Source organism: Amycolatopsis sp. NPDC006125, assembly GCF_040614195.1.
GTDB classification, from domain to species: domain Bacteria; phylum Actinomycetota; class Actinomycetes; order Mycobacteriales; family Pseudonocardiaceae; genus Amycolatopsis_E; species Amycolatopsis_E tucumanensis.
The window spans coordinates 21,923-45,181 of record NZ_JBEXTZ010000019.1; the positions used below are offsets into that span (position 1 = coordinate 21,923).

The following is a 23,259-nucleotide window of genomic DNA, read 5'->3' on the forward strand; positions in this document are numbered from 1 at the left end:
GGAAGACACCGGCACCCGTTCACGGCCGCATCAGCCGCCGAGGAAGTCCACACCCACCGGCCCGCTGCGCGAAGTGCGCACCGCCACGCCCTCGGCGTCCACCTCGACCACGACCTCCTCGCCGCACGTCAGCCGTCCCCGGTAGACGCCCGGCGCGGGCAGCGCGGTCCCCGGCTCCACGCGCAGCCGGCCGTCCGCGAGCACGCCTTCGACGCGGTGCGGCCGGCCCAGCGCCCGCGCCGCACCGGCCACATCGCCGGCCCGCAGGCACGAGCGGACGTGCGTGGACGACACCAGCGGCAGCAGGTCCACCGGGTGGGTGGTGAAGCCGTAGTCGCGCCCGAGCCGCCGCAGCGTCTCCGGCGTGCCCTCGCCCCGGTGGCCGAACGTGAAGTTGCCGCCCACCACCACGGCCGCGGCGCGCAGGCGCCCGGCCAGGATCCGGGCGACGAAGTCCAGGGGCGACATCCCCGCCAGCTCCCGTGTGAAGGACAGGACGCACACCGCGTCGACACCGAGTTCCCCGGCCAGCTCCGCGCGCCGCTCGACGGTGCTGAGCGCGTCCGTGCACCGGGGCGGCCCCACGATCCGCGCCGGGTGCGGGTCGAAGGTGACGAGCACCGTCGGCAGGCCGCGGTCCCGGCCGATGCCGACGGCCTCGCCGATGAGCCGCGCGTGCCCGCGGTGCACCCCGTCGAACACACCGAGGGTCACCACGCACGGCCCGAGATCGGCGGGCACCGTGTCGCGCCACACCGGGCACAGCGTCGCGGTCATCGCAGCTCCTCGCTGGTGTCGCCGGGTGCGGCGCCCCGGGGGGAGGAGGCGCCGCACCCGGCGGTGGTGGCCCGGCGACGTCGTTGTCCACCCGGGCCCCGCCGTGGGATCCGCCGTCAGCGGCGGCCTTCCGGGTTGAACAGGTCCGGCACGGTCCAGCCGTCGAGGTCGTACTCGGCCATGCACTGCTCGGCGAAGCCCTTCATGCCGTCGGCCTGACCCGACTGCTGCGCGGCGAACAGCAGCTCGGCGCGCACGCCCTCGTGGTTGCCCGAGTAGTTGCGCTCGTACAGCTCGTGCCTGCCGCCGAACTCGCTGCCGATCGAGTCCCAGATCAGCTTCATCAGCTTGACGCGCTCGATCGCGTCGATGCCGTTCGAGCCGCGCACGTACTGGTCGAGGTAGGGGCGGATCTCCGGCGAGGCGAAGTCGTCGGCGTGCGAGGGCAGGTAGATCAGGCCGGATCCGAGGTCCTGCATGATGATCTCGCGCACGCGGGGGTAGCCGACGGTCATGAACCAGCGGTAGGCCAGGCCGTAGTCCAGGTGCGGCAGGACCGCGCCGTCGATCCACTCGTCCGGCCGTGCGGCCATCGCGTCGGACAGCGCCCAGAACAGGTTGCGCCACCCGATGACCTCGCCGACGCGGGTCTGGATGCCGCGGAAGTCCTTGGTGCCGGTGACTTCCACGCCCTTCATCAGCAGGCCGGCGATGAAGTCGAGCTTGACCGCCAGCCGCGTCACGCCGTGGAAGGTGAAGCGGTGCAGGAAGCCGGAACCGGGGAAGAACGTGCTGGCCTTCTCGGCGTCGCCGTAGATGAAGACGTTCTCCCACGGGATCTTCACCTTGTCCAGGATGAAGATCGTGTCGTTCTCGTCGAACCGGGACGACAGCGGGTAGTCGAACGCGCTGGTCGCGCTCTGCGCGTAGGACTGGCGGCAGATCAGCTTCATGCCCGGTGCGCCCATCGGCACCGTGCACACCAGGGCGAACTCGCGCTTTTTGATGGGCAGGCCGTAGTGGGCGATGAAGTTGTAGTTCGTGATCGCCGACCCGGTCGCGACCACCTTGGCGCCGGAGACGATCAGGCCGTCGTCCTTCTCCTCCTCGACGTGGATGAAGATGTCCTTCACCTCGTCGGGGTTGCGGTCCCGGTCGACCGGCGGGTTGATGATCGCGTGGTTCCAGTAGAGGACCTTCTCCTGCGATTCGGTGTACCAGCGGCGGGCGTTGTCGGCGAAGGGCTCGTAGAAGTCCGAGTTCGCGCCCAGCGTGCCGAGGAAGGCGGCCTTGTAGTCGGGGCTGCGGCCCATCCAGCCGTAGGTCATGCGGGCCCATTCCGCGATGGCGTCCCGGTCGGCGAAGAGGTCCTCGCGGCTGCGCGGCGTGCGGAAGAACGGGTGCGTGAAGCCGCTGCTGCCGGTGTCCGTCGGCGCGGTCAGCACGCCCTGCTTGTCCGGGGCGTGCAGGGCGTCGTAGAGGCGCGCGGTCATGCGTGCCGAGTTGCGGAACGCCGGGTGCGTGGTGACGTCGTCGACCTTCTCGCCGTAGATGAAGATCTCCCGGCCGTCCCGGATGCTCTCGAGGTACTCCTCGCCGGTCATCGGGCGGGTGGTCCGGGTGGGGGTCACGGCTTCGTCGGGCTGGTGGATCGCCACGGGTGTGGTCCCTTCGTCGTTGAACGGGATCGTTGTGGTTGGCGGGATCAGACGGCCGCGGGAGCGGCCGGGAACCAGCCGATCTCGGGGCAGTCGAGTGAGACGGCCCAGTGCGAGCCGTCGTCGGCGGGGCCGAGTTCGCGGAAGCGGCCCGAGTAGAACAACAGCGGCTCGGCGTCGGTGATCTCGAGGTCGACGACCTCGCCGAGCACGATCAGGTGGTCGCCGCCGTCGTAGGTGCGCCACGGCAGGCACGAGATCGTCGCGGCGTTGCCCAGCAGCACCGGCGCCGTCGGGCCGGCGCCCCAGCGGGGCCCCGGGTCCTGCGGGCGGCCTGCGAAGTGCATCGCCGTGTCCAGCTGGTTCGCGGCGAGGATGTTCACCGCGAAGGGGGACTCGGCCAGGTAGCCGCACGCCTTGGCGGTGCGCGTCAGCGTGACCTGGCAGAGCGCGGGCTCGAGCGAGACCGCGGTGAACGCGTTCACGGTCGCGCCGTGGGGTTCCCCGGCGCTGTTCTGGCAGGTCACCACCGTGACACCGGTGGCGAACCGGCCGAAGCCGGTGCGCAGCTGCCGCTGATCGAGCGTCATCGTCGACACCTCCTGTACGCTATGCGTACTAGCTGTCCGCTTTGCGTTCACGAGAAGGGTGCCCGCCGATGGGTGAGCGAGTCAATACCTCGCATGCGGGAAGATGGCGGCCATGACCACCGAGGGGAATCCGCGCGACCTCATCCAGAGCCTCGAGCGGGGCTTCGCGGTGCTGCAGGCTTTCGACGCCGAGCGGCCCAATCCCACGCTCGCCGAGCTGGCGTCCGCGACGGAGCTGTCGCGCCCGGCGGTGCGGCGGATCCTGCTGACCCTGCAGCACCTCGGCTTCGTGCACGGCGAGGGCGGGCGCTGGACGCTGACGCCGAGGGTGCTGAGCATCGGGCAGCACTACTCCGCCTCGCACGGGATGATCGAGATCGCGCAGCCGCACCTGCTCCGGCTCGCCGAGCAGACCGGCGAGTCGGCGTCGCTGGCCGCGCTCGACGGCACCGAGGCCGTCTACGTGGCCCGCGTGCCGGTGCGGCGGATCATGAGCATCAACGTGTCGATCGGGACGCGCGTGCCGGCGCACTCGACGTCGATGGGCCGCGTGCTGCTGGGGTGGGCGCCGGACGAGGTGGTCGACCACGTCATCGCCGCCGGACTGGAGGCCCACACCGAGCACACGGTCACCGACCCGGACGAGTTCCGGCGCCGGCTGCGCGACGTCCGGTCGCTCGGCTATTCGGTGGTCTCGGAGGAACTGGAGAAGGGGCTGCTCTCGGCCGCCGCGCCGGTGCGGGACTCCTCAGGGGCCGTGGTGGCCGCCCTGGCCTCCTCGACGTCCAGCGGACGCTCCAGTGTGGAGCAACTGCGGGCCGACGTGGTGCCGCTCCTGGTCAAAACGGCGGACCGCATCAGCGCCGACTTCGGCCACCGCCAGGGCGTCACGTCCGGGCCGATGGTCCGAAAAGGACACGAAGGCTTTTTCTGACGGTCGCGGAGCCGGGAGTACGAGGCGCGCGACGGGCCCACCGTCACCGCATGGTGCCGCCGCCTGAAGCGTCGATCAACGAGCGTTTCACCGCGGTTGATCGCCACCCCGGTGTTCGCGATCTCCGCCGGTCCGCGTCTCGCAGGTAGCCAGTGGCGACGAGGCCCTTGGCGAGCCCGTGCAGCGAGGAGCGGGGCGCGTCCAGTTCGGCGGCGAGCTCGAACAGGTTCCGACGGCGCCCGGTACCCCGTGCTCGTGTGCCCAACGACCGCGGCGTGGACCGCGCAGTCGACCTCGGTGCGCGAAATCGCCGTGTTCGGCGGCGTCACAGAGTCGTTCGCCGGCGACACCATCGGCGCCGCCACCCCGGGGCGTGTCGCGGCGCTGCTGGACGCGCTCGCCGTGGCCGGTGTCCCGGTGGAGCAGGTCGCGGTGCACTTCCACGACACATACGGGCAGGTCCTCGCCAACACACTCGCCGCCGTGCGGTGCGGTGTGACCACTGTGGACGCCAGCGCGGGCGGGCTCGGCGGCTGCCCCTTCGCGGGAAGCGCGACCGGCAATCTCGCCACCGAGGACCGCCTGTGGCAACTCGCGGATCCCGGCATCAGGACCGGCATCGACCTGGACAAGGTGGCCGAGACGAGTGTCTGGATGGCCGAACGGCTGGGCCCGCCCAGCCCTCCCCGCACCGTCGCGGCACTCGCCCGCTGAGCACGACCGGGCAGAGGTTGGTCACGGTGACTCCGGTGCGCCTCGGCTGGGGCGCGGGGCTCAGGCCGCCGGTCCCGCTGATCCCTCGCCACGACCGCCCACTGCCGTCGCCGCGCCGGCCGGTACTGGCGCTGCCGAGAGGTCCTCGGCGCGCAGCAGGGGAGTACCCGCCGTCTCGCGCAGGGAGAACGCCGCCACGAGCCCGATCACCGCGGCCACCATCAGGTAGGGCCCGGGCACCAGTGTCGAGCCGGTGGCGGAGATCAGGACGGTCATCACGTACGGGACGGTCCCGGCGAACAGGGCGGCGGTCACGTTGTAGGCGATCGACAGGCCGCTCTGGCGGGTGCGGGTCGGGAAGATCTCCGCCGACCACACGGCATACGTGCCCAGGATCGCGGCGAGGATGACACCCAGCGCGAGCGCGGCGACCCATGTGCCGGCCAGTCCGGTGCGCATCAGCAGGTACGCCGGGGTGGCCAGGACGAACAGCGCGATCCCGGCGCCGACGAGCACCGGGCGGCGGCCCACCCGGTCGGACAGCCTGCCGAAGGCGGGCACCAGCACGAGCCCGGTCAGCGAGATCACCGTGGACAGCAGCGCGGCACTGCCCGCGGAGTGGCCGAGGTAGTCGGTCTCGTAGGTGACCAGGTAGGTCAGCACCGCATAGAACGGCACGTGCATCATCGTCATCAGCCCGGTGGCCTGCAGCAGCTGCTTGCGGTTGTGGCGGAACAACTCCCGCACCGGGCTGCGCGGCACGTTGTCGGTCGCCTCCAGCGCGCGGTACTCGGGCGTGTCCTCGATCTTGGTGCGGATGACGAACCCGACGACGCCCAGCGGCGCGGCGATGAGGAACGGGATGCGCCAGCCCCACGAGGTGAGCTGCTCGCCCGACAACCCCACGGACAGCAGGAGGAACACGAACGACCCGGCGAGGAACCCGAGCAGCGAGCCGACCTCCAGCCAGCTGACGCCGAACCCGCGGCGGCGGCGCGGCGCGTGCTCGGCGAGGAAGCTCGCCGCGCTGCCGAACTCCCCGCCCGCCGCGAACCCCTGCAGCAGGCGCAGGAACACCAGCAGCAGCGGTGCGGCGATCCCGATCGTGGAGTAGCCGGGCAGCAGGCCGATCACCAGCGTCGCGCCGGACATCAGGAAGATGACGAGCGACAACGTCCGCTTGCGCCCGATCCGGTCACCGAGCGGGCCGAACACCAGCGCGCCGACCGGGCGGATGCCGAACGACACCGCGAACACGCCGAACACCGCGAGCAGGCCCGCGGTGCCGTTCTCCGCGGGGAAGAACACCGACGCGATGGTGCCGGCGAGGTAGGCGTAGGTGGCCCAGTCGAACCAGTGGACGAACACCCCGACGGCGCCGGCGGCGACACTGCGGCGCAGCGCCGCGGGATCGGCCATCGCCTCGGTGATCTCGTCGGCTGCGGGGGAGCCGGGTGCGGTCATGGGTGCCTCCTCGGGCCTGCTCTCGCGATGACGCTAGGAGCGGGCGACAGCATCGAACAAGAAGAAAGAGACGAAACAATGCATCGGAAACACCGATGCAGAGCGGCGGAGCTGGGGTGTTGCCCGGGTCTTACACCCGGGCAACACGGAATTCACGCGCGGCTCAGTACCGCAGGTAGTCGCGCTGGATCGTGATGTGGTCGGCGACGAACTTCGCGTCGTGCCACACACCCCAGATGAAACTCGACCCGCGCCGCGCGAGCCACGGCAGGCCCAGGAAGTACACGCCGGGTTCGGTGGACACCCCGCGCCGGTGCCGCGGCTTGCCGTGCTCGTCGAACGCGTCGACCTGCAGCCAGCTGTAGTCGACCGCGAACCCGGTGGCCCAGACGATCGAGGTGATCCCGGCCGCGGCGAGGTCGAGTTCGCGGACGGGATCGGTGACGCACGCCGGGTCGGGTCCCAGCTCGCGCGCCTCGGGTTCCGCCGGGAGTTCCAAGCCGTTGCGGGCGATGTAGGCGTCCGCTTCGTCGAGCAGCGACAGGTAGTTCGCGTCGCCCGCGGCGATGTTGGCGCCGAGGTCCGGTGCGAAGTGGAGGGTTCCGTCGCGATAGGACTCGGTGCGCCCGGTCAGGGTGATGCCCAGCGCGGCGAGGGCGCGGAAGTCGACTGTGTGCCCGCCGCGCGCGCCGCTGACGGCGATCGTGACGTGCTCGGCACCGCGGGGCGGGGTTTCGGCGTCCCACTTGCCCAGAACTCCCAGCCACCAGCAGAAGTCGCGTCCCCGGTACCGGCGCGGCGGCCGGTCGTGCGGGCCGACGGACAGGTGCACCGCGCGCCCGGCGCGGCGCAGCTCCTCGGCGATCTGCACCCCGGAGGACCCGGCGCCGACCACGAGCACGCCGCCCTCGGGCAGCTGGGCGGGGTTCTTGTAGGAGCTGGAGTGCAGCTGCAGCGGCCCGGCGTCGCCGGGGACGATCGGCGGGATCACCGGCCGCTGGAACGGGCCGGTCGCGGCGACGACGAACCGCGCGTCGAGCTCACCGTCCGAGGTCCGCACCCGGAAGCCGGGGCGTCCCCGGTGCCGCCGCACCGACGTCACCTCGACGCCGGTCCGGACCGGCGCGGCGATCTTCTCCGCGTAGGCCTCGAAGTAGTCCGCGATCTGGTCCTTCGACGCGAAGTCATCGAGTGCGAGGTCGCCGAACTCCATGCCGGGGAAGCGGTCGTGCCACGCGGGCCCGTTCGCGACCAGCGAGTCCCACCGCTGCGACCGCCAGCGCTCGGCGATCCGGTCCCGCTCCAGGACGAGGTGCGGCACCCCGGCGTCGCTCAGGTGCTCACTCATCGCGAGGCCGGCCTGGCCGCCGCCCACGACGAGGACGTCCACCTCTTGTCTCGACATCGTTCTCCGTTTCGGTCCGGTGTGGAGGGTCAGGCGCGCCACGCCGCGCGGTCGATCCCGGTCCAGGCGAGCGCGACCGCGCCGTCGAGGAGCGCCCGCCGGGCGGTTTCGCCGACGCAGAACGCGGCGAACTCGCGCTGGTGGTTGGTCGCGGGCAGGGACCCGATCCCGATGTAGGGGTGGATCGCCGGCACGACCTGGGAGACGTTGCCCATATCGGTCGAGGCGCGGTTCATCCGCGCCGCGGTGCCCGGCGGGGCGAACTCGCGCCCCAGCGCCACCGCGTTCGCGCGGTAGTCGGCCAGCGCCGCCTCGTCCGCGCGGAACTCCGCGTAGGGCTTGCTTTCCGGCTCGACGCTCAGCTCGCAGCCGGTCGCCAGCGCCCCGGCCTCGAACGCGCGCATCACGCGTGGTTCGAGTTCGGCCAGCTCCGCCAGCGTCTCCGCCCGCACGTACCAGCGGCCGGTCGCGTGTTCGGGGATCGCGTTCGGCGCGTCGCCCGCGTGCGTGACGACGCCGTGCACCCGCGCCGAGGACGGCAGCTGCTGGCGCAGCAGCCCGATCGCGACCTGCGCGACCGTGAACGCGTCGGCGGCGTTGATCCCGGCCTCCGGGTAGGCCGCGGCGTGCGCGGACTTGCCGGTGTAGGTGATCTTCGAGTGGCTGACGGCGAACGGGCGCGCCTCGGCCACGTCGACCGGTGCGGGGTGGACCATCATCGCGAGGTCGGCACCGGTGAAGGCGCCGCGGTCGAGCATCTCGATCTTGCCGCCCCCGCCCTCCTCGGCGGGGGTGCCGTAGACCTCGACGGTGAGGCCGGCGTCGTCGGCGACCGCGGCCAGTCCGAGTGCGGCGCCGACGCTGCTCGCGGCGATGAGGTTGTGGCCGCACGCGTGCCCGAGGCCGGGCAGCGCGTCGTACTCCGCGCACAGCGCGATGCGCGTGGGGCCACTGCCGAAGCGCGCGTGGAAGGCCGTGTCCAGGCCGAGGTAGCGCGGGGTCACGTCGAACCCGGCGCGGTCGAGCAGCTCGGGCACCATCGCGGCGGCCCGGTGCTCCTCCCACGCCGTTTCGGGGTCGGCGTGCAGGCGCTCGGACAGGCGCACCAGGTCGTCGGCGTGCCGGGTGACGGTCTCCCGCGCGGCGGTCTTCACAGGTCCCCCGGAACGCCGTAGGAGGGCGCGGCGGCGGGGTCGAGGCCGCGGCGGACGTAGTCGTCGCGCTGCGGCAGCCACACCGCCAGCAGGTCGGCGAGGCGGTCGACGGGGTCGTCGGCCCAGTCCACGCGCAGGTCGGTGACCGGCCACCCGACATCGGCGACGACGACGAGTCCCGCCGAGCGCACCGGGCCCTCCTCGCCGCCCGCGGCGACGGCCGCCTGCAGCGCGGCGACGAGCCGCTGTTCCAGCTCGCCGGAGGTGGCGGCGAAGGCGTCGAGCATCACCTGGGGGATGTGGGTGCCGGCGAGCATGTTGCCGGCCGCGACGGCGCCGTCCGCGGTCGCGGTGGCGTGCGTGCCGAGCGTTTTCGCGCCGCTGTAGGCGAAACCGGGACCGGTGCGGCCGAGGACGGTCAGCTGGCGGTAGGCGATGTGCTCGGCGGAGGCGGTCACCTCGGACAGCGCACGCTCGGCGTCGCCGTGTTCGGCCAGCTGGTCGAGCAGCTTCGCGCCCAGCCGCGGGTCGGTGACGTTCTGCGAGGACGCGGCGCCGACGCCGGGGCGCAGGTGCGCGACGCGGGCCGCGACCGCGGGGCTCGACGAGCTGGCGACGATGCCGAAGCGGTGGCCGTCGCGGGCGACGAGGGAGAAGGTCACCGCTCCTCCTCGGGGATGACCGCGATGGCGTCGATCTCGCACAGCCATTCCGGGCGGGCCAGCGCCGAGACGACGACGCCGGTCGAGATCGGGTGCACGCCCTTCGTCCACTTCCCGACCACGCGGTAGACCGCCTCGCGGTAACGCGGGTCGATCAGGTAGATCGTGAGCTTGACCAGGTGTTCCATCCGGCTCCCGGCTTCCTCCAGGAGCAGGGCGATGTTGGCCATCGCCCGCTCGGCCTGGGCGGTCGCGTCCCCGATGCCGACGGACTCGCTGGTGTCGAGGTCCTGGCCGATCTGCCCGCGGACGTAGACCGTGCCGTTGGCGACGACCGCCTGGCACAGGTCGTTGTCGAGGTTCTGTTCCGGGTAGGTGTCGCGCGTGTTGAACGGCCGGATGCGCTGGTGGACGGTCATCGGCCCAGCGTGCGGTCTGGCCGAGGTTCTGTCCAACAGATGTTTCAGCGCTTTTGCATCTGTTTTCCTGATGCGTAGAGCTCGCGACACAGCTTGACGAACTCCTGGGCGCGGCGGGTCAGGCGCACGCCGCGCATCCAGGCGACGACGATGTCCAGCGAGGCGACGTCGTCGGTCAGGGCGAGCGGCACCGCGCGTTCGCCTGCGTAGGTCGACTCGGCGGGCGGGCGCTGGTTGAGCAGCGCGAACCCGTGCCCGTGGGCGACGAGCGCCCGCACCGTCTCGTAGCCGGTGGTGCGGTGGCGGATCTCCGGCTCGACACCGGCGCCGCGCAGCACCGACTGCAGGTACTCGCGGCTGTGCGGCAGGTCCAGCAGCACCATCGGCTCGCCGTCGAGGTCGGCGAGCGCGACCTTCCCGCGGGTGGCGAGCCGGTGCCCGGGGGAGACGAGCACGTAGGGCGGCGCGGTGTCGACGACCACGCGGTCGATGTCGTCGTCGAGGTCGTAGCCGTAGAGCAGCGCCACCTCGCATTCGCCGCTGCGCAGGGCCGCCTTGAGCGCCGAGTGCTCGCCCTCCCGCAGCTGCACGCGGACCTGCGGGTGGCGGTCCTCGAACTCGGCCAGCAACCCGGGCAGCCGGAACGGCGCGAGCGTGGTGAAGCAGCCGACCGTCAGTGGCCCGACCAGCTCGGTCCCGGCCTGCCGGGCGGTCTCGACCAGCTCGGCGCCGTGGGCGAGGAAGTCCAGGACGCGCTGGTGGAACGCCTGCCCGGCGGTGGTGAGGCTGAGCCCGCGGGCGTGGTGGCGCAGCAGCAGCTGGACCCCGAGTTCGCGTTCCAGCTGCGCGATCGCGGTCGACACGGCCGACTGCGAAACGAGCAACTCCCGCGAGGCCGCCGTCATGCTCAGGTGCCGCGCGGCGGCCTCGAAGTACCGCAACTGGACGAGGGTGAAGGAGGGCTCGCTCACGGCGCCATCCTGCCCCCGGCGCGGGGCCGCGGCCAGGCGCGGCCCAGGAGTGTGACCCTGCCTGCCCGCGACGAAGGGCGCGCGAGGCTGTTCCTGCAGCCTGCAGTGGAAGCACCAGCACCCGCCGTCCACCAGCCCGAAGATGGCGACCGGGTACCGCAGCCGGCGTTTTGACCATCGGCGCGATGAAGTTCGTCGGCGCAGCAGTGGAGGTTGTTGGCAAGGTGAGGCGCCAGGGCGGCAGCGTCGGTCGAGAGGATCGCGCCCTCAGCCGGAAGGCCGTGAATCCGATCCACGTCCATCTAGAATGGCGGAGGTTCCGCAAGAGCTATCACAAGAAATGGCGCGTACGTGACATTCGAAGTGGGCGATCGGCTCCTCAACTTCCTCCGCGAGCTTCAGGTGGCCACCACGTGGACGGTGGTCGTCACCGAGGAGGCCGGCGGCGGTTCGAAGTGGCGGCTCGCGGGATCGACGTGGGAGGCCACCCTGGTCGTCGAGCCGCGAAGCTGGCTCGGATTGACGTTCGAGGCGCGGGATCCACTTGCCGGCAGGTCTGCCACCTACGACATCGACACCGACCTGTACGACATATCGCTGGACGATCAACGCGAATTCGCGGAGGAAATCGAGTGCGATATCATCGAATTTCTTGCCAACCTGAGAGCTAAAGCCGTTCTCCGCGGGAATGACGGATCAAAGTTCGTGCTCGTCTTTCCTTCGAACGGCTCCTGTGTTCGCGTCGTCCAAGGTCGTTTCCTGGCCAGCGTGTCCACGTGCGCCGATCTCGCCGCCGCTCGGACGGGCGATGACTACGTCCCGGTGGAATGACGAACGCTCCTTCCTCCGAACCGTTCACCGCCGGTGTTGACGAGCACGCCGAGCCAGAACGCGTGCAGCGGGAACGGTGGCGGCGCGGCACTGCTGCCGGGCGAGGGCATCGACAGGTCGACCGCGGCCGAATGGCACCGCGACCAGTCACCCGCCGGCGTCGCACCCGCCTGGATCGCGGCGGTGATGCCGTCCCCGGTGGCCAGGCGGGTGCCGCGCAGCCGCGCGCTCGCCCAGTCCGGCCCCAGGTGGCGAAGGCGGAGCTGCGGGGAGGCCTGGAACCCGCCGGTGGCGACCACCACGGCACCGGGCACCACACCCGCGCCGGTCACCGCGCCCGTCACCCGGCCGCCATCCCGGACGAGGCCGGCGAGCGGCGTGGACCAGCGGATCTCGACGCCGATGCGCTCGGCGTGCCGTAGCAGCGGCTCGATCACGGCGAAACCACGTGACATCCCCGCACCTGCGCAGGTCAGGACCTGCCCGGGCGGCACGTGCAGCACACCGTCGCGCACCTGCGCGCCGAGCGTCCGGTTGAACACGAACCGCGCGCCCCGGGCGGCCAGTCAGCGCACCGTGTCCAAGGACCGCTGTGCGAGGGTGCCGACCAGCGCCGGGTCGGCGCGGCCGCCGCTCATCGCCATGAGTTCGGCGGTGTAGGCCTCGGCGGTGTAGGGCGGGGCCTCGATCCGGTCGTGTTGCAGCCCGGGCTCGACGTCCTTCGTGATGGACGTGAGGTCTTCCGGGCCGTCGTAGCGGAACAGGAACAGCCCTCCGGAGACGGCGGCGTTCCCGCCGACGTCCTCGCGGCCGTCCTTCTCGAGCAGCACGACCCGCGCACCGACCTCACGCGCGGGCGATCGCGGCGGACAGCCCGGACAGGCCGGCTCCGGCGACAACGACATCCGTCACGCGCGGGCCCGTTGGGGCCGCCCCAGGCGAAGATGACGTAGGTGGCGAGCTCGATGTCGTGGACGGCGGCGAAGGCGGCCATCCGCTCCAGCTCGGCCAGCGCGTCCGAAGTGGAGCGTCCGGTGTCGAGGGCGAGCTGAAGGAAGTGGAACGCGCCGTGAAGGAGCACCGCCGCCGGTGGCGCGGTCCGACGGCTGAAGCTGAATCGCGGTGCGCGGCCGCCGACGTGCTCTGCCGGGGCCGCGCACCTCATCGTGATACTGGTGAGTCGTTCCGCTTCACCGAGGCAGGCCGGCCGCCGCGCGGGGTGCACGGCGCGGACCTCTGCCGTCCGGTCAGGCCAGGCTCCGGAAGAACTCCCGGAGGTCGGAGATCATCAGGTCGGGCGTCTCCAGAGCCGCGAAGTGGCCGCCGCGCTCGAACTCCGACCAGCGCACCACGTTGTGCGCCTGGTCGGCCAGGGGGCGGACCGAGAAGTCGGTGGGGAACACCGCGACGGCGGTCGGCACCGTCCCGCGCTCCTTCGGCGCCCACATGGTGAAGTCGTTGAACCGCTCGTAGTAGGTGTGCGCCGCCGAGCCCGCGGTGCCGGTGAACCAGTAGATGCTCACGTTGGTGAGGATCCGGTCCCGGTCCACCGCGTCCTCGGGGAGCTCGGCCGCCGGGTCCGTCCAGTCCTTGAACTTCTCCACGATCCAGGCGAGCTGTCCGGCGGGGGAGTCGTGCAGCGCCGCCGCGATCGTCTGCGGGCGCGTGCCCTGCAGTTGCATGTACGCGCCCAGCTTCTCCTGCCACTCCTGCATCCCGGCCAGCCGCCCGCGCTCGGTCTCGCTCAGCGAACCCATGATCTCCGGGTCGCCGCCGGGGAACGTGAGCAGGCCGTTGACGTGCACGCCGATGACGTTGTCCGCCGCGGCGCGTCCCACGAGCGGAGCGATGAACGCGCTGACGTCGCCTCCCTGCACGCCGTACCGGTCGTAGCCGAGCCGGGACATCAGCTCCGCCAGCGCCGCGGCGGTGCGGCCGTCGGTCCAGCCGGTGGCGGGCAGCGGGCCGGAGAAGCCGTATCCCGGCAGCGATGGGATCACCAGGTGGAAGGCGTCGGCGGCCTCGCCGCCGTGGGCCAGGGGGTCGGTGAGCGGGCCGATGAGGTCGAGGAACTCCACGACCGAGCCGGGCCAGCCGTGCAGCAGCAGGAGCGGGGTGGCGCCCGCCTCGGGGGAGCGCACGTGCAGGAAGTGCACCTGCGCGCCGTCCACGGTGGTGGTGAACTGCGGGTAGGTGTTGAGCGTCGCCTCTTGGGCGTACCAGTCGAAGCCGTCGGCCCAGTAGGTGGCGAGCTCCCGCAGGTAGCCGGTCGGCACGCCGCGCTCCCATCCGGTGCCGGGCAGTTCGGGGGCCCACCGGGTGCGGTGCAGCCGCTCGTGCAGGTCGTTGAGGTCGGCCTTGAGGATCTCGACGCGGTAGGGCTGGATCTCGTTCGTCATGTCCGGGACGGTATTGGCGATTGGTGACAGGTTCCGGCACCGATCACGGCCACAATGGTGCCCATGTTGGAAACCTCCGCGCGGCTGCTGCGGCTGCTGTCGCTCCTGCAGGCGCGTACGGACTGGACCGGTGCCGAAATCGCCGGCCGGCTGAAGATCGGCCTGCGCACCGTGCGGCGCGACGTGGAACGGCTGCGCGAGCTGGGTTATCCGGTGGAGGCCACGCCGGGTGTGGCCGGCGGGTACCGGCTGGGGGTGGGGGCCGCGTTGCCGCCGCTGCTGCTCGACGACGAGGAGGCCGTGGCGGTGGCGATCAGCCTGCGGATGGCCGCGACGGGCAGCGTCGCCGGCCTGGAGGAGGGCGCGGTGCAGGCGCTGGCCAAGCTCCAGCAGCTCCTGCCCGCCCGGCTGCGGCACCGGATGGAGGCGTTCCGCGCGGCGACCGTGGCGCTGCCCGGGGCGGCCGATCCGGCGGTCAGTGCCGAGGTGCTGGCCGCGATCGCCGCCGCGTGCCGCGACCGGCGCCGCGTACGCCTGCGCTACCGCGGGCGCGACGGCCTCACCGCACGCGAGGTCGAGCCGCACCGGCTGGTGCACACCCCGCGCCGGTGGTACCTGGTGGCGTGGGACGTGGCCAAGGACGACTGGCGCACCTTCCGGGTCGACCGCATCGAGGGGCCACTCGGACCGCCGGGCGCGCGGTTCACGCCACGCCCGCCGCCCGAGGAGAACACGGCCGCCTACGTCTCGCACGGGATCACCTCGGCGCCGTACGCCTACCAGGCCCGTGTCCTCTTCCACGCCCCGTTGGAGGCGGTGGCACCGCGCACGTCGCCCGGTGCGGGACGGCTGGAGGCCGTGAACGCGCGCACGTGCCTGTTCACGGCCGGCGCGAACTCGCTGCGCGAGCTGGCGGTGCACGTGGCGGTGAAGGGGTTCGACTTCGAGGTGCTGGATCCGCCGGAGCTGGTCCCGGTGCTGCGCGAGCTCCGCGACCGCCTCGATCGGGCCGCGACCACATCGGACCCGGGTTCGGGCTGACGGCAGCGAAGCGCGAAGGACTGTCGGGACCGATCCACTTCGGACGGTCTCGCCGCGTGGGTCCTATCTGATCGTCAATCCACCGTCGACGTGCAGCACTGTGCCGGTCACCCACCGGGCGTCGTCCGAGGCGAGGTAAACGGCGGCTTCGGCCACGTCCTCGGGTTCGCCGATCCGCTGGGCCGGATACGCGTCGTGGACGTAGTGCTCGTAATCCGCGCGCTGGTCCGGGGTCATCCGCGCGAGGTAGGCGCGTTCGAACGTCGGCGTGCGGATCGAGCCGGGCGCGATGGCGTTGACCCGGACACGCGGACCGAGTTCGTTGGCCAGCGCCTTGGTGAGCGAGTTGAGCGCGCCGCGGGTGGCCGAATAGACCGAAGAGGGGCGCCCGGCGACCATTTTGTCCGCCCAGTAACTGGAGATGTTCACGATCACGCTCAGCCGCTCGCGCAGCAACTGGGTCAGCAGCACCGGTACGCGCAGGTTCAGGTGCACCATCGCGTCGAACTGGGGCTTGGTGAGTTCGGACAGCGGCGGCATGTGCGAGACACCGGCGTTGTTCACGAGCACGTCGACGTCCAGGGATCCGGCAGCGGCGACGAGCGCGTCCTCGTCGTTGAGGTCGACGGCGACGGTGCGCGTGTTCGGCAATGTCACGGCGTCGAGCTTGCGGCTGTCGCGCGCGAGAAGCACGAGGTTCGCCCCTTCCCGCGCGAACGCGGTGGCGATGGCGAGGCCGATTCCCTCGCTGCCGCCGGTGATCAACGCGGTCTTGCCGGTCAGGCGATCCATCGGGTCTCCAAGTCGGCCAGCTGGCGGATCCGGGCGGCGCGGATTCCGGCCGAGGCGTCGCTGCCGACGGTGAGCCGCAATGGCGGTTGCGGCAGGCCGACCAGCGCGATGATCGCGGCCGCCACTTCCTCCGGCTCGGTCGGCCGCCGAGCATCGCGCCCGATGCGGTCGAGCCGGGCGGCGAGAGCGTCGTAGTCGGCGATCGTCCCGGGCCGCTCGCGTTCGGCCCAGCTCCGGCGAAATCCCGTGTTGACGGTCGGCTTCATCGTGACCAGGCCTCGCCGCGTCGCCGTTAACGATGTCCTGGTCCGGCCGACGGAGCAGCAGGATTGACCGCCGCGATGCCGGAGCGCCGGCCAGGCCTGCATGGGTGTGCTGCACCCACGCTCCGGGAGCCGGCCGACATTACTGTCGGCGGCGTGGACAGTGAGAACAAGCTCGGTGACTACCTGCGTGCTCGACGGGCGCTCCTCCGGGCGCAGGAGGTCGGTCTGCCCGACGACGGCCCGCGGCGGGTCCCGGGGCTCCGGCGCGACGAAGTGGCGTTGCTCGCCGGCGTGAGCACGGACTACTACATCCGGCTCGAGCAGGGCCGGGAACGGCATCCGTCCGACCAGGTGCTGCGGTCGATCGCCAGCGCGCTGCGACTGGATGACGCCGCCGCGGCGCACCTGTTCCGGCTCGCCCTTCCGGTGTTCGGGGCGAGTTCAGTCACCTCGCTGACGGTCGCTCCGGAACTCGTCCGGCTGATGGACGGCATGCCGGACGTGCCCGCTTTCCTGGTCGGCGCGGCGCAGGACATCCTCGCCGCCAACGCCATGGCCAGGGAGCTCTACCGCGGGTTCGCCCGGTACGACAACTTGCTGCGCATGATCTTCCTCGACCCGTACGCGAGGTCCTTTTACGGCGACTGGGACGCGGCGTCGCGGCTGGCGGTGAGCAACCTGCGGGCATCGTCGTCGCAGTTCCCCGCGGACGAGCACATCGAGCGGGTCGTCGGCGAACTGACCTTGCGCAGCCCGGCGTTCGCGAACCTGTGGGCCCGCTACGAAGTGCGTCCGCGGACCCGCGAGGTGAAGCATTTCCTGCATCCACAGGTGGGGGAGCTGAGGCTGCACTTCGAGACGCTGGCCGTCGCCAGCGCGCCCGGGCAGCACCTGTCCGTTTACAGCGCCGAACCCGGTAGCGCGAGCCACGACGGGCTGGTCCTCCTGCGCCGTCTGGCCGAGCAGGCAGCCACCGCCGACAACGCCGACCAGGACGAGGTCCTGGAGAACGGTGACACCCGATCATGACCGCCTGTGCCGCGGACAGCGTGGGCACCTACGGGATCACCGGGAAGAAGGTCGGTCGCCTGGGCTTCGGCGCCATGCGGCTGACCGGGCTCGGATTCCGGGGCGAGCCCGAAGACCGGCCGGTCGCCCCGAGTACCTCCGGCAGCAGGCGCGGCTGATCACCGACCTCGCCACGGTCCTGAACCGGTACAACCGCTGACCGAAGCTCCGCCGACGTCCTGGTCTACTGCACTCGGCACGACATCGGGTTCATCCCGTGGACTTCCGTCACCGCCGGGCAGCCGGCGCGCCCCATCGCCGCGGCGCACGACGCGCCACCGTCCAATGTGGCACTGTCCTGGATGCTGCACCACTCCGACGTCGGCCTGCCTGTTCCGGCACGGCCAAGGTCGCGGACACCTCGCTCCGCCGGAGCAACCCCAATCTCCTGTCTTTCGCTGCTCGATTTCGTGGGCCCGCCTGCCTGGCCGCGGGGATAAGAACCGGAAAGGGAATTCATGGAAACCGTCTTCGTGATCTACCGAGGAACCCGGCTCCGCGGTGTCTCGTCCAACGTTGCCGAAAGCGGGACCAAGCAGTGAGTTCAACACCGAAAACGCCGGCCCGGACTTGGGTAGGCGTGGTCACACTGCTGGCCGGCACGCTGCTGCCGCCTCTGGACTTCTTCATCGTCAACCTCGCCATCCCGTCGATTCAAGACGACCTCGGTGGCGGTGACATCCTGGGCCAGCAGATCGTGGCCGGTTACGCCGCCACCTATGCCGTGACGCTCACCCTCGGCGGCCGGCTCGGCGATCTGTACGGGCGGCGGCGCGCTTTCCTCATCGGAATCGTCGGGTTCGTCCTGGCCTCGCTGATCTGCGGTTCGGCCGGCGCGCCCTGGCTGCTCCTCGCCGGGCGCATCCTGCAAGGTCTGACGGCCGCGCTGATGGCGCCGCAGTCGCTGGCCCTCATCCGCGCGAGCCTCGACGGCCGTGACCAGACGATCGCCCTCGGCTTCCACGGTGCGACCCTTGGCCTCGCCGCGGTCATCGGCCAGTCCCTTGGCGGCCTCCTCGTCACCGCCGATGTCTGGGGGCTGGGCTGGCGAGCGATCTTCCTCATCAACCTGCCCGTCGCGGCGCTGGCTCTGCTGGGCAGCCTGTTCCTGCGCGACCGGCACACCCGGGGCGTGGAAAGACTCGACTGGGTCGGCGCCGTCCTGCTCTTCGGAGGTCTTGCCGGGATCGTCATCCCCTTGGTCGAGGGGCGCGCGCTGGACTGGCCTTGGTGGTGCTTCGTCCTGGTCGTCGCCGCCGTCATCCTGCTGCGCAAGTTTTGGCGTTACGAGTCCTCGCTCGGCGGCGACCGGCGCGGTGGTCGTGTGATGCCCCTGGTGCCACCCGGAGCGGTCACCGCGCCCGGAGTGCGGATCGCGCTCGTGGCGGTCGCCCTGTTCTACTCGATCGCCGCGTTCTTCCTCATCTTTTCCGAACACGAGCAGACGGTCGGTCGCACGCCGTTGCAGGCGAGCCTGGACATCCTCCCGCTGGGCATCGGTTTCCTCATCGGCCCGCTGACCGTGCCGTACCTCGTGCGGGTGATGGGGCGCCGGATCGCCGCGCTCGGCCTGTGCCTGGAGACCATCGGCTTCCTCGCCTTCGCCGGGCTCGCCGCCGCATTCGAGCACACGGCGTGGACCGCCGCACCCTTGGCGCTCATCGGCTTCGGCCAAGGGCTCGCTCTGCCCGCGCTGATCCGCCTCACGGTCACCCACATCCCGCGCGCGTTCGCGGGACTGGCCAGCGGCCTGGTGAACGCGACCCTGCAGATCAGCGCCGCCTTGTCGGTCGCGATCGTCGGCGGTCTCTTCTACACCGCTGCCGGCACATACGGATCGACCGCCGCCATCACCGCGGTGTCGATCCTCATCGCCGCGCTGCTGTTCGGCTCCGCGCTCTTGTCGCAGCGGGCTGAACGCGTCCCGGCCGTGGATACGCTCTCGAAGGCGCTGTCGGTGAGGTAGCCGGCTCGACGGGAGGCGACACGACCGAGGAGGTGCCGCGCCAGCCGACGTCGCGCGGATAGCGAGGGTGGACGCCAGCCGGGAATCGCGGGTGCTGCGCAACGACCCGCGCTCCGCCGAAAAAGTCGGCTACCCGCGACGTCCGACAGACACTGATCAACGCCGACCCGGCGGACAAAGCGGAGGCCTACCGCCGGCTCGGCCTGCACCTGGTCTCCCACCCTGGAATACGAACAGAGCTTCGGACGAGCCTGCGGGGAGCACCTGCACAGCGTCACGCCGGTTCGCTTTGATGGGCAATACGCCGGTCCCGACGAGTTCGCCGGGAGCGCCGGCGCCACCTCACCGAAGCGCACACGCTTCTCGGTGCTGCGCATGGCGCGGCTGCTGCAACGCCGCGCCGACCTGGAGGTGAAGATCACCCAGGCGCACCGGGACTCGCACGGCACCTACGGGTCGCCGCGCATCACCGCCGAACCGCGTGACCAGGGCGAGGTGGTCACGGCGAAGACCGTCGCCAACATCATGGCCGGGGTCGGGCCGAGGGCATCAGCCCACGCACCTTCAAGGTCGAGACGACAGGTGATCGCGTTGTCACCAGCGGTGTTGATCTCGGCAGTGAGCCGTTCGCCGCGTCGGCCTGGGGCCGGTAGTCGATGGCCACCGCTGCCCCGTCGATGCGAGCCGTCGCACGACCGCCGCGCCGATTCCGCGTGAGCCACCGGTGACCAGCGCTGCCCTGTCCCTCAGCGCACCCGTCGTCCTGCCTTCCGGCCCCCTCACCAAGGCACCCTGCCGTTGTCGTCGAAGAAGCCGCCTGTGGGACACTCTCGCCCGAGCGTGGCCAGCCGCACCACGATCGCAGCGCCCTCGGCTGCGGTCCGAGTCAACTGGAACGGCAGGCCCTTGGCGAAGTCCGTGTCACACGCACCAGGCGCGACCGCGTTCACCAGGATCCCTTCGCGTGACAGTGCTTTTGCGTACTGCACCGTGAGCATGTTCAGTGCCGCCTTCGACACCGGATAGCCCAGCGAACCCGGCATCCGACTCAGGTAGTGGGTGGCATCGGTCGTCCACGTCATCGACGAGGTGCCGCTGGAGACGTTCACAATCCGTGCCGCGGACGAACGGCGCAGCAGCGGGAGCATCGCCTCGATCACGGTGACGACACCGAACAGGTTCGTCTCGAACACCGCCCGCACCCCATCGAGGTGTGCGGAGCCCGGCGCCTGCGTCCCGAGGTCGCCGGCGATGCCGGCGTTGTTGACCAGGACGTCCAGACGGCCGAACCGCTCGGCGATCTGCTCGGCCGCCGCGCTCACCCCGCGTTGGTCCGTCACGTCGAGGCCGATCGGGTGCGCGATACCACCCGCCGCGCTGATCTCGGCCACCGCCTCGGCGCCCTTCTCCAGGTCTCGGGCACCAACTACCACCGTCATCCCGAGCCTCGCGAGCTGGCCAGCGACGGCCCGCCCGATCCCCTTGTTCGCCCCCGTCACCAGGGCAATCGTTGCGTCATCACTCATACGATCAGCGAATCACCCGTCGTTCCCCTAGGCCAGGACCGGACTGATCTCGCTCGATACCCTCCTTGTATGGACGTCCAGACCCGGGAACTGCGCTACTTCATCGCGGTCGCCGAGGAACTGCACTTCGGGCGGGCTGCCCAGCGGCTGGGCATCGCACAGCCACCCCTGTCCCGGGCGATCCGCCTGCTCGAACAACGGATGGGCCTCACTCTGCTGGACCGCACCAGTCGCGGGGTGCAGCTCACGGCGGCCGGGGAGGTGTTCTTGGCCGAGGGACGTGTCGCACTGGATGCGGTGGCCGCCGCGGTGCGCCGTGCGCGAAGGGCGGCGGAAACCACTCCGCGGCTGGTCCTGGCGCTCAAACCCGGCAGCGACGCCGACCTGTTGCAGCCGATCCTGGACCGCTACGCTGCCACCCCCGACGCCGTTCCGGTCGATCTCGTCTTCAGTGTCGGCGAACGCGCCGCGATGGTGCGCGACGGCCGCGCCGACCTCGCCCTGCTGCACCGGCCGCAGAACGATCTGAGCGGCCTGGACAGCGACGACCTCCACGTCGAAGGCCAGGTCGTGGTGCTTCCGGATGGCCACCCCCTGACCGCCCGCACCGAGGTGTCGATGGCCGACCTGCGCGGCGGAACCCAGCCCCGATGGCCGGAGTCTCGCCCCGAGGTGACCGGCCACCTCGTCACCGACACCGACCAACTGCTGCAGCTTGTCCGGCTCGGGCGGATGGTCGCGGTGCTCCCGGAATCGATCCGTGATCGTCTGCCACCCGGTACGGTCAGCCGTCCTGTCCTCGACGCCGAGCCGGCCACCCTCGTGATCGCCTGGCACCGGGAGTCAACCTCTCGCCAGGTCGCCGCCTTCATCCGCGCCGCGACCTCTGTCAAGACCGAGCTGGAACAGGTCTGACAGGTTACGGCCGGAATACGCCAGCTACCAGCGCTGACCAGCAGCTTTACGCGGCTCGCTCGTACTCGATCATCAGGCCGCCAAGGAGCCGATGTCGCCTGATCAGCTGGGGCTGAGGTTCGCCACAGGGCGGGTCAGCCGAGGCGGGCGAAGCTCTCGGGAACGATGAGGCCGTCGACGGTTGAAATGCCGGACGTACTCGGCGAGCACGACGTCCAGATGGCGCTGGCTCAGGATCAACATGCGGTCGGCGAGCTCGGATTTGAAGGTCAGCACGAACCGTTCGGTTCCGGCTCGTCCGCCTTGGAACCGGGACCGGACAGTCGAAACGCTGGTGGCCTCTCAGGGGAAGAACGAGACGGGAGCGCATGATGCCGCTCGGCATCGCTCGGAGGCGGCGGAGGCGAAGCTGCGGCGGCTGCGATCAACGATCGAGGCAGGAGTTGATCCGGCGGCGCTGGTTGAGGCGATCACCGAGTCGCAGGCGCAGCGAGCAGCCGCACGGGCCGAGTTGGACGGGGCCCCGGCGCCGAGTCTGCTGACGTTCGCCGAGGTGTACGCCATGATCGACTCACTCGCGACGTAGGCCGGGAGCTGAACAGCGCCGACGTCCTGTTCGCGAGTGAGATCGGCGAGCTTGTGGCCACCCCGTGTCAGCCGGGCCGATCTCCTCGGTGCGGCACCGCATCTGGCAGTCGACTTTCATCGCGCGCCGGCCGCGCCGCTTGACCGGCTGTTCGACCTGACGCAGCTGGCGGTTCAGGTGCACTAACCGATCGGGCACCTGGGCGCGGCGACAAGCGACATGGCGCGGCAGGCGGGCGATGAATGCTGTGAAGCGTGTCTCTTGGTCCTGTGGTCCTGCGCCGGACTTCCCCGCCGGAAACGCGCGGGCCGTGGAGGCCGGGTCAGCGGTCCTTGTGGTGGTCGGCGGTCAGGCGGTCGAGCCACTCACTCAGCAGGTGTTGCTCCGCACTGCTGAGCGTTGTCTGTTCGGGCAGAAGGGCACGCAGCGCCCGGGCGGCAGAGGCGGGGCTTGCGTCGCGTACGGCGGGTTCCTCGAGGGTGACGGCGGTGATCATCGCTTCCCGGAGGGCGGTCAGGAGGGCGGGGTCGCGTTGATCGCCGGGGAGCGATAGCCAGGTGAGCACTGCTCCGCGGGCGGTCGCGTGGATGAGAGAGGCAGCGAGTTCCTCGCCGACGCGCAGCAGGCCGCTGCTGGCGAGGCGGTGGATGCGATCGAGCAGGATCTCCATGCCGGCTCGGAAGGCGGCCGAGTCCGTGCCGCGCCTGGGTTCGCCGTACATCAGCGTGTACAGCTCGGGATTGGCGAGCCCGAACTCGACGGCGAGGTCCCAGCCCGTGCGCAGGTCCTCGACGGGATCCTCCGGACGGGCGTCGGCGTGTTTGGCCGCGAGGAAGGTGGCGTAGCCGTGTTCGGCCACCGCGTCGAGCAGCCCGTCCTTGTCGCCGAACAGGCGGTAGATCGCTGGGGCCTGTACCCCGGCGGCGGCCGCGACCGCCCTGGTGGTGACCGCCTCGCGTCCCTCGCGCGCGAGCAGGTCCGCCGCCACCTCGACAAGCCGCTGTCGGGACACCTCGCGTGCCGCGACCTGTGCGTCCTCCGATCCATCAACCATGTGTCAATGATATCGAGTACTTGCTTCCACTGATGTTTCCGGTGATACCATGATTCGAGTATCGTTG

27 protein-coding genes and 1 pseudogene are annotated in these 23,259 nt (G+C 71.0%); 10 read left to right on the forward strand and 18 right to left on the reverse strand.

Annotated elements, in window-relative coordinates:
• Positions 1-30: 30 nt before the first annotated feature.
• The 3 genes from ABZ193_RS12390 to ABZ193_RS12400 all read right to left on the reverse strand — a co-directional run bounded on the left by ABZ193_RS12390 (position 31) and on the right by ABZ193_RS12400 (position 3,025).
• Complete coding sequence (locus ABZ193_RS12390; RefSeq protein WP_020418993.1) at positions 31-777, reverse strand: cytidyltransferase; 747 nt, start codon at positions 775-777, stop codon at positions 31-33.
• Between the two features lie 116 nt (positions 778-893).
• Complete coding sequence (locus ABZ193_RS12395) at positions 894-2,381, reverse strand: 4-hydroxyphenylacetate 3-hydroxylase N-terminal domain-containing protein (RefSeq protein WP_354709933.1); 1,488 nt, start codon at positions 2,379-2,381, stop codon at positions 894-896.
• Positions 2,382-2,482: 101 nt separating this feature from the next.
• Complete coding sequence (locus tag ABZ193_RS12400) at positions 2,483-3,025, reverse strand: flavin reductase family protein (RefSeq protein WP_354709868.1); 543 nt, start codon at positions 3,023-3,025, stop codon at positions 2,483-2,485.
• A 103-nt stretch (positions 3,026-3,128) separates the two neighbouring features.
• On the opposite strand from ABZ193_RS12400, the gene ABZ193_RS12405 reads away from it, so the two are divergent.
• Positions 3,129-3,959 carry an IclR family transcriptional regulator C-terminal domain-containing protein gene (locus tag ABZ193_RS12405; RefSeq protein ID WP_354709869.1) on the forward strand — a complete coding sequence of 277 codons (831 nt, stop codon included), beginning with the start codon at positions 3,129-3,131 and terminating at the stop codon, positions 3,957-3,959.
• Positions 3,960-4,002: 43 nt separating this feature from the next.
• Here ABZ193_RS12405 and ABZ193_RS12410 read toward each other — a convergent pair whose 3' ends face one another.
• Positions 4,003-4,224, reverse strand: a complete 222-nt coding sequence (locus tag ABZ193_RS12410) for a helix-turn-helix domain-containing protein (RefSeq protein WP_354709870.1) — start codon at positions 4,222-4,224, stop codon at positions 4,003-4,005.
• A 17-nt stretch (positions 4,225-4,241) separates the two neighbouring features.
• On the opposite strand from ABZ193_RS12410, the pseudogene ABZ193_RS12415 reads away from it, so the two are divergent.
• Positions 4,242-4,673 (forward strand): annotated as a pseudogene (locus tag ABZ193_RS12415) (hydroxymethylglutaryl-CoA lyase); the annotation flags it as partial.
• A 60-nt stretch (positions 4,674-4,733) separates the two neighbouring features.
• Here ABZ193_RS12415 and ABZ193_RS12420 read toward each other — a convergent pair.
• The 6 genes from ABZ193_RS12420 to ABZ193_RS12445 form a co-directional block, all read right to left on the reverse strand.
• Complete coding sequence (locus ABZ193_RS12420; RefSeq protein WP_354709871.1) at positions 4,734-6,137, reverse strand: MFS transporter; 1,404 nt, start codon at positions 6,135-6,137, stop codon at positions 4,734-4,736.
• Positions 6,138-6,300: 163 nt separating this feature from the next.
• Positions 6,301-7,542, reverse strand: a complete 1,242-nt coding sequence (locus ABZ193_RS12425; RefSeq protein ID WP_354709873.1) for an NAD(P)/FAD-dependent oxidoreductase — start codon at positions 7,540-7,542, stop codon at positions 6,301-6,303.
• A 29-nt stretch (positions 7,543-7,571) separates the two neighbouring features.
• Positions 7,572-8,696 (reverse strand): M20 family metallopeptidase, encoded by a 1,125-nt coding sequence (locus ABZ193_RS12430; RefSeq protein WP_354709874.1) that lies wholly within the window; start codon positions 8,694-8,696, stop codon positions 7,572-7,574.
• The gene (locus tag ABZ193_RS12435; RefSeq protein ID WP_354709876.1) at positions 8,693-9,358 is read right to left on the reverse strand and encodes a DUF1028 domain-containing protein; all 666 of its coding nucleotides are present in this window, start codon (positions 9,356-9,358) and stop codon (positions 8,693-8,695) included. The genes ABZ193_RS12430 and ABZ193_RS12435 overlap by 4 nt, the downstream gene beginning before the upstream one ends.
• Positions 9,355-9,777: a RidA family protein gene (locus ABZ193_RS12440; RefSeq protein WP_354709877.1), complete on the reverse strand. Its 423-nt coding sequence runs from the start codon at positions 9,775-9,777 to the stop codon at positions 9,355-9,357. The genes ABZ193_RS12435 and ABZ193_RS12440 overlap by 4 nt, the downstream gene beginning before the upstream one ends.
• 44 nt (positions 9,778-9,821) lie before the next feature.
• On the reverse strand, positions 9,822-10,748 hold the full coding sequence (locus ABZ193_RS12445; protein ID WP_020419002.1) for a LysR substrate-binding domain-containing protein: 927 nt from the start codon (positions 10,746-10,748) through the stop codon (positions 9,822-9,824).
• A gap of 351 nt (positions 10,749-11,099) precedes the next feature.
• Here ABZ193_RS12445 and ABZ193_RS12450 point away from each other — a divergent pair, with 351 nt between their 5' ends.
• Positions 11,100-11,579 carry a hypothetical protein gene (locus ABZ193_RS12450; protein ID WP_354709879.1) on the forward strand — a complete coding sequence of 160 codons (480 nt, stop codon included), beginning with the start codon at positions 11,100-11,102 and terminating at the stop codon, positions 11,577-11,579.
• Here ABZ193_RS12450 and ABZ193_RS12455 read toward each other — a convergent pair.
• The 3 genes from ABZ193_RS12455 to ABZ193_RS12465 all read right to left on the reverse strand — a co-directional run bounded on the left by ABZ193_RS12455 (position 11,561) and on the right by ABZ193_RS12465 (position 13,978).
• On the reverse strand, positions 11,561-12,121 hold the full coding sequence (locus ABZ193_RS12455; RefSeq protein ID WP_354709880.1) for an FAD-binding protein: 561 nt from the start codon (positions 12,119-12,121) through the stop codon (positions 11,561-11,563). The genes ABZ193_RS12450 and ABZ193_RS12455 overlap by 19 nt on opposite strands.
• Positions 12,122-12,145: 24 nt before the next feature.
• Entirely contained in the window at positions 12,146-12,409 is a 264-nt protein-coding gene (locus ABZ193_RS12460; RefSeq protein ID WP_354709881.1) for a hypothetical protein, read from the reverse strand.
• 417 nt (positions 12,410-12,826) lie between these two features.
• The gene (locus ABZ193_RS12465; protein WP_354709883.1) at positions 12,827-13,978 is read right to left on the reverse strand and encodes an epoxide hydrolase family protein; all 1,152 of its coding nucleotides are present in this window, start codon (positions 13,976-13,978) and stop codon (positions 12,827-12,829) included.
• 63 nt (positions 13,979-14,041) lie between these two features.
• Between ABZ193_RS12465 and ABZ193_RS12470 the strand changes: the two genes are divergently transcribed.
• Positions 14,042-15,019, forward strand: coding sequence for a WYL domain-containing protein (locus ABZ193_RS12470; RefSeq protein ID WP_354709885.1), 978 nt, complete (start codon positions 14,042-14,044; stop codon positions 15,017-15,019).
• 63 nt (positions 15,020-15,082) lie between these two features.
• Here ABZ193_RS12470 and ABZ193_RS12475 read toward each other — a convergent pair whose 3' ends face one another.
• Together ABZ193_RS12475 and ABZ193_RS12480 are read right to left on the reverse strand one after the other, a co-directional pair.
• A complete protein-coding gene (locus ABZ193_RS12475; protein ID WP_237339063.1) occupies positions 15,083-15,811 on the reverse strand; it encodes an SDR family oxidoreductase in 729 nt (242 codons plus the stop codon).
• Positions 15,799-16,077, reverse strand: a complete 279-nt coding sequence (locus ABZ193_RS12480; RefSeq protein WP_354709887.1) for a hypothetical protein — start codon at positions 16,075-16,077, stop codon at positions 15,799-15,801. Before ABZ193_RS12480 ends, ABZ193_RS12475 begins: the two co-directional genes overlap by 13 nt.
• Before the next feature lie 153 nt (positions 16,078-16,230).
• Between ABZ193_RS12480 and ABZ193_RS12485 the strand changes: the two genes are divergently transcribed.
• The 4 genes from ABZ193_RS12485 (at position 16,231) to ABZ193_RS12500 (ending at position 19,828) form a co-directional block, all read left to right on the forward strand.
• On the forward strand, positions 16,231-17,106 hold the full coding sequence (locus ABZ193_RS12485; protein WP_237339061.1) for a helix-turn-helix transcriptional regulator: 876 nt from the start codon (positions 16,231-16,233) through the stop codon (positions 17,104-17,106).
• On the forward strand, positions 17,103-17,264 hold the full coding sequence (locus ABZ193_RS12490; protein WP_237339060.1) for a hypothetical protein: 162 nt from the start codon (positions 17,103-17,105) through the stop codon (positions 17,262-17,264). The genes ABZ193_RS12485 and ABZ193_RS12490 overlap by 4 nt, the downstream gene beginning before the upstream one ends.
• Before the next feature lie 461 nt (positions 17,265-17,725).
• On the forward strand, positions 17,726-19,111 hold the full coding sequence (locus ABZ193_RS12495; protein WP_237339059.1) for an MFS transporter: 1,386 nt from the start codon (positions 17,726-17,728) through the stop codon (positions 19,109-19,111).
• A gap of 375 nt (positions 19,112-19,486) precedes the next feature.
• Complete coding sequence (locus ABZ193_RS12500; RefSeq protein WP_308191203.1) at positions 19,487-19,828, forward strand: IS3 family transposase; 342 nt, start codon at positions 19,487-19,489, stop codon at positions 19,826-19,828.
• A gap of 62 nt (positions 19,829-19,890) precedes the next feature.
• Here the strand turns inward: ABZ193_RS12500 and ABZ193_RS12505 are convergent, their stop codons facing one another.
• Positions 19,891-20,637 (reverse strand): SDR family oxidoreductase, encoded by a 747-nt coding sequence (locus tag ABZ193_RS12505; RefSeq protein WP_237339058.1) that lies wholly within the window; start codon positions 20,635-20,637, stop codon positions 19,891-19,893.
• Between the two features lie 69 nt (positions 20,638-20,706).
• Between ABZ193_RS12505 and ABZ193_RS12510 the strand changes: the two genes are divergently transcribed.
• Positions 20,707-21,552, forward strand: coding sequence for a LysR family transcriptional regulator (locus tag ABZ193_RS12510; protein WP_237339057.1), 846 nt, complete (start codon positions 20,707-20,709; stop codon positions 21,550-21,552).
• 102 nt (positions 21,553-21,654) lie between these two features.
• Here the strand turns inward: ABZ193_RS12510 and ABZ193_RS12515 are convergent, their stop codons facing one another.
• Positions 21,655-21,795, reverse strand: coding sequence for a transposase (locus ABZ193_RS12515; RefSeq protein ID WP_237339081.1), 141 nt, complete (start codon positions 21,793-21,795; stop codon positions 21,655-21,657).
• Between ABZ193_RS12515 and ABZ193_RS12520 the strand changes: the two genes are divergently transcribed.
• Positions 21,794-22,138: a hypothetical protein gene (locus ABZ193_RS12520; RefSeq protein WP_237339083.1), complete on the forward strand. Its 345-nt coding sequence runs from the start codon at positions 21,794-21,796 to the stop codon at positions 22,136-22,138. The two genes, ABZ193_RS12515 and ABZ193_RS12520, sit on opposite strands and share 2 nt — an antisense overlap.
• Before the next feature lie 322 nt (positions 22,139-22,460).
• Here the strand turns inward: ABZ193_RS12520 and ABZ193_RS12525 are convergent, their stop codons facing one another.
• A complete protein-coding gene (locus ABZ193_RS12525) occupies positions 22,461-23,192 on the reverse strand; it encodes a TetR/AcrR family transcriptional regulator (RefSeq protein WP_237339056.1) in 732 nt (243 codons plus the stop codon).
• Positions 23,193-23,259: the final 67 nt, after the last annotated feature.

Excerpts from the sequence above, each read along its gene's own strand:
- ABZ193_RS12480 (WP_354709887.1), bottom strand. The coding sequence starts at position 16,077 with ATGAAGCCGACCGTCAACACGGGATTTCGCCGGAGCTGGGCCGAACGC.
- ABZ193_RS12465 (WP_354709883.1), bottom strand. The coding sequence starts at position 13,978 with ATGACGAACGAGATCCAGCCCTACCGCGTCGAGATCCTCAAGGCCGAC.
- ABZ193_RS12425 (WP_354709873.1), bottom strand. The coding sequence starts at position 7,542 with ATGTCGAGACAAGAGGTGGACGTCCTCGTCGTGGGCGGCGGCCAGGCC.
- ABZ193_RS12515 (WP_237339081.1), bottom strand. The coding sequence starts at position 21,795 with ATGTTGATCCTGAGCCAGCGCCATCTGGACGTCGTGCTCGCCGAGTAC.
- ABZ193_RS12475 (WP_237339063.1), bottom strand. The coding sequence starts at position 15,811 with ATGGATCGCCTGACCGGCAAGACCGCGTTGATCACCGGCGGCAGCGAG.
- ABZ193_RS12520 (WP_237339083.1), top strand. The coding sequence starts at position 21,794 with ATGCGGTCGGCGAGCTCGGATTTGAAGGTCAGCACGAACCGTTCGGTT.
- ABZ193_RS12420 (WP_354709871.1), bottom strand. The coding sequence starts at position 6,137 with ATGACCGCACCCGGCTCCCCCGCAGCCGACGAGATCACCGAGGCGATG.
- ABZ193_RS12395 (WP_354709933.1), bottom strand. The coding sequence starts at position 2,381 with ATGACCGGCGAGGAGTACCTCGAGAGCATCCGGGACGGCCGGGAGATC.
- ABZ193_RS12400 (WP_354709868.1), bottom strand. The coding sequence starts at position 3,025 with ATGACGCTCGATCAGCGGCAGCTGCGCACCGGCTTCGGCCGGTTCGCC.
- ABZ193_RS12490 (WP_237339060.1), top strand. The coding sequence starts at position 17,103 with ATGACCGCCTGTGCCGCGGACAGCGTGGGCACCTACGGGATCACCGGG.
- ABZ193_RS12440 (WP_354709877.1), bottom strand. The coding sequence starts at position 9,777 with ATGACCGTCCACCAGCGCATCCGGCCGTTCAACACGCGCGACACCTAC.
- ABZ193_RS12510 (WP_237339057.1), top strand. The coding sequence starts at position 20,707 with ATGGACGTCCAGACCCGGGAACTGCGCTACTTCATCGCGGTCGCCGAG.
- ABZ193_RS12500 (WP_308191203.1), top strand. The coding sequence starts at position 19,487 with ATGGCGCGGCTGCTGCAACGCCGCGCCGACCTGGAGGTGAAGATCACC.
- ABZ193_RS12470 (WP_354709885.1), top strand. The coding sequence starts at position 14,042 with ATGTTGGAAACCTCCGCGCGGCTGCTGCGGCTGCTGTCGCTCCTGCAG.
- ABZ193_RS12390 (WP_020418993.1), bottom strand. The coding sequence starts at position 777 with ATGACCGCGACGCTGTGCCCGGTGTGGCGCGACACGGTGCCCGCCGAT.
- ABZ193_RS12405 (WP_354709869.1), top strand. The coding sequence starts at position 3,129 with ATGGCGGCCATGACCACCGAGGGGAATCCGCGCGACCTCATCCAGAGC.
- ABZ193_RS12525 (WP_237339056.1), bottom strand. The coding sequence starts at position 23,192 with ATGGTTGATGGATCGGAGGACGCACAGGTCGCGGCACGCGAGGTGTCC.
- ABZ193_RS12505 (WP_237339058.1), bottom strand. The coding sequence starts at position 20,637 with ATGAGTGATGACGCAACGATTGCCCTGGTGACGGGGGCGAACAAGGGG.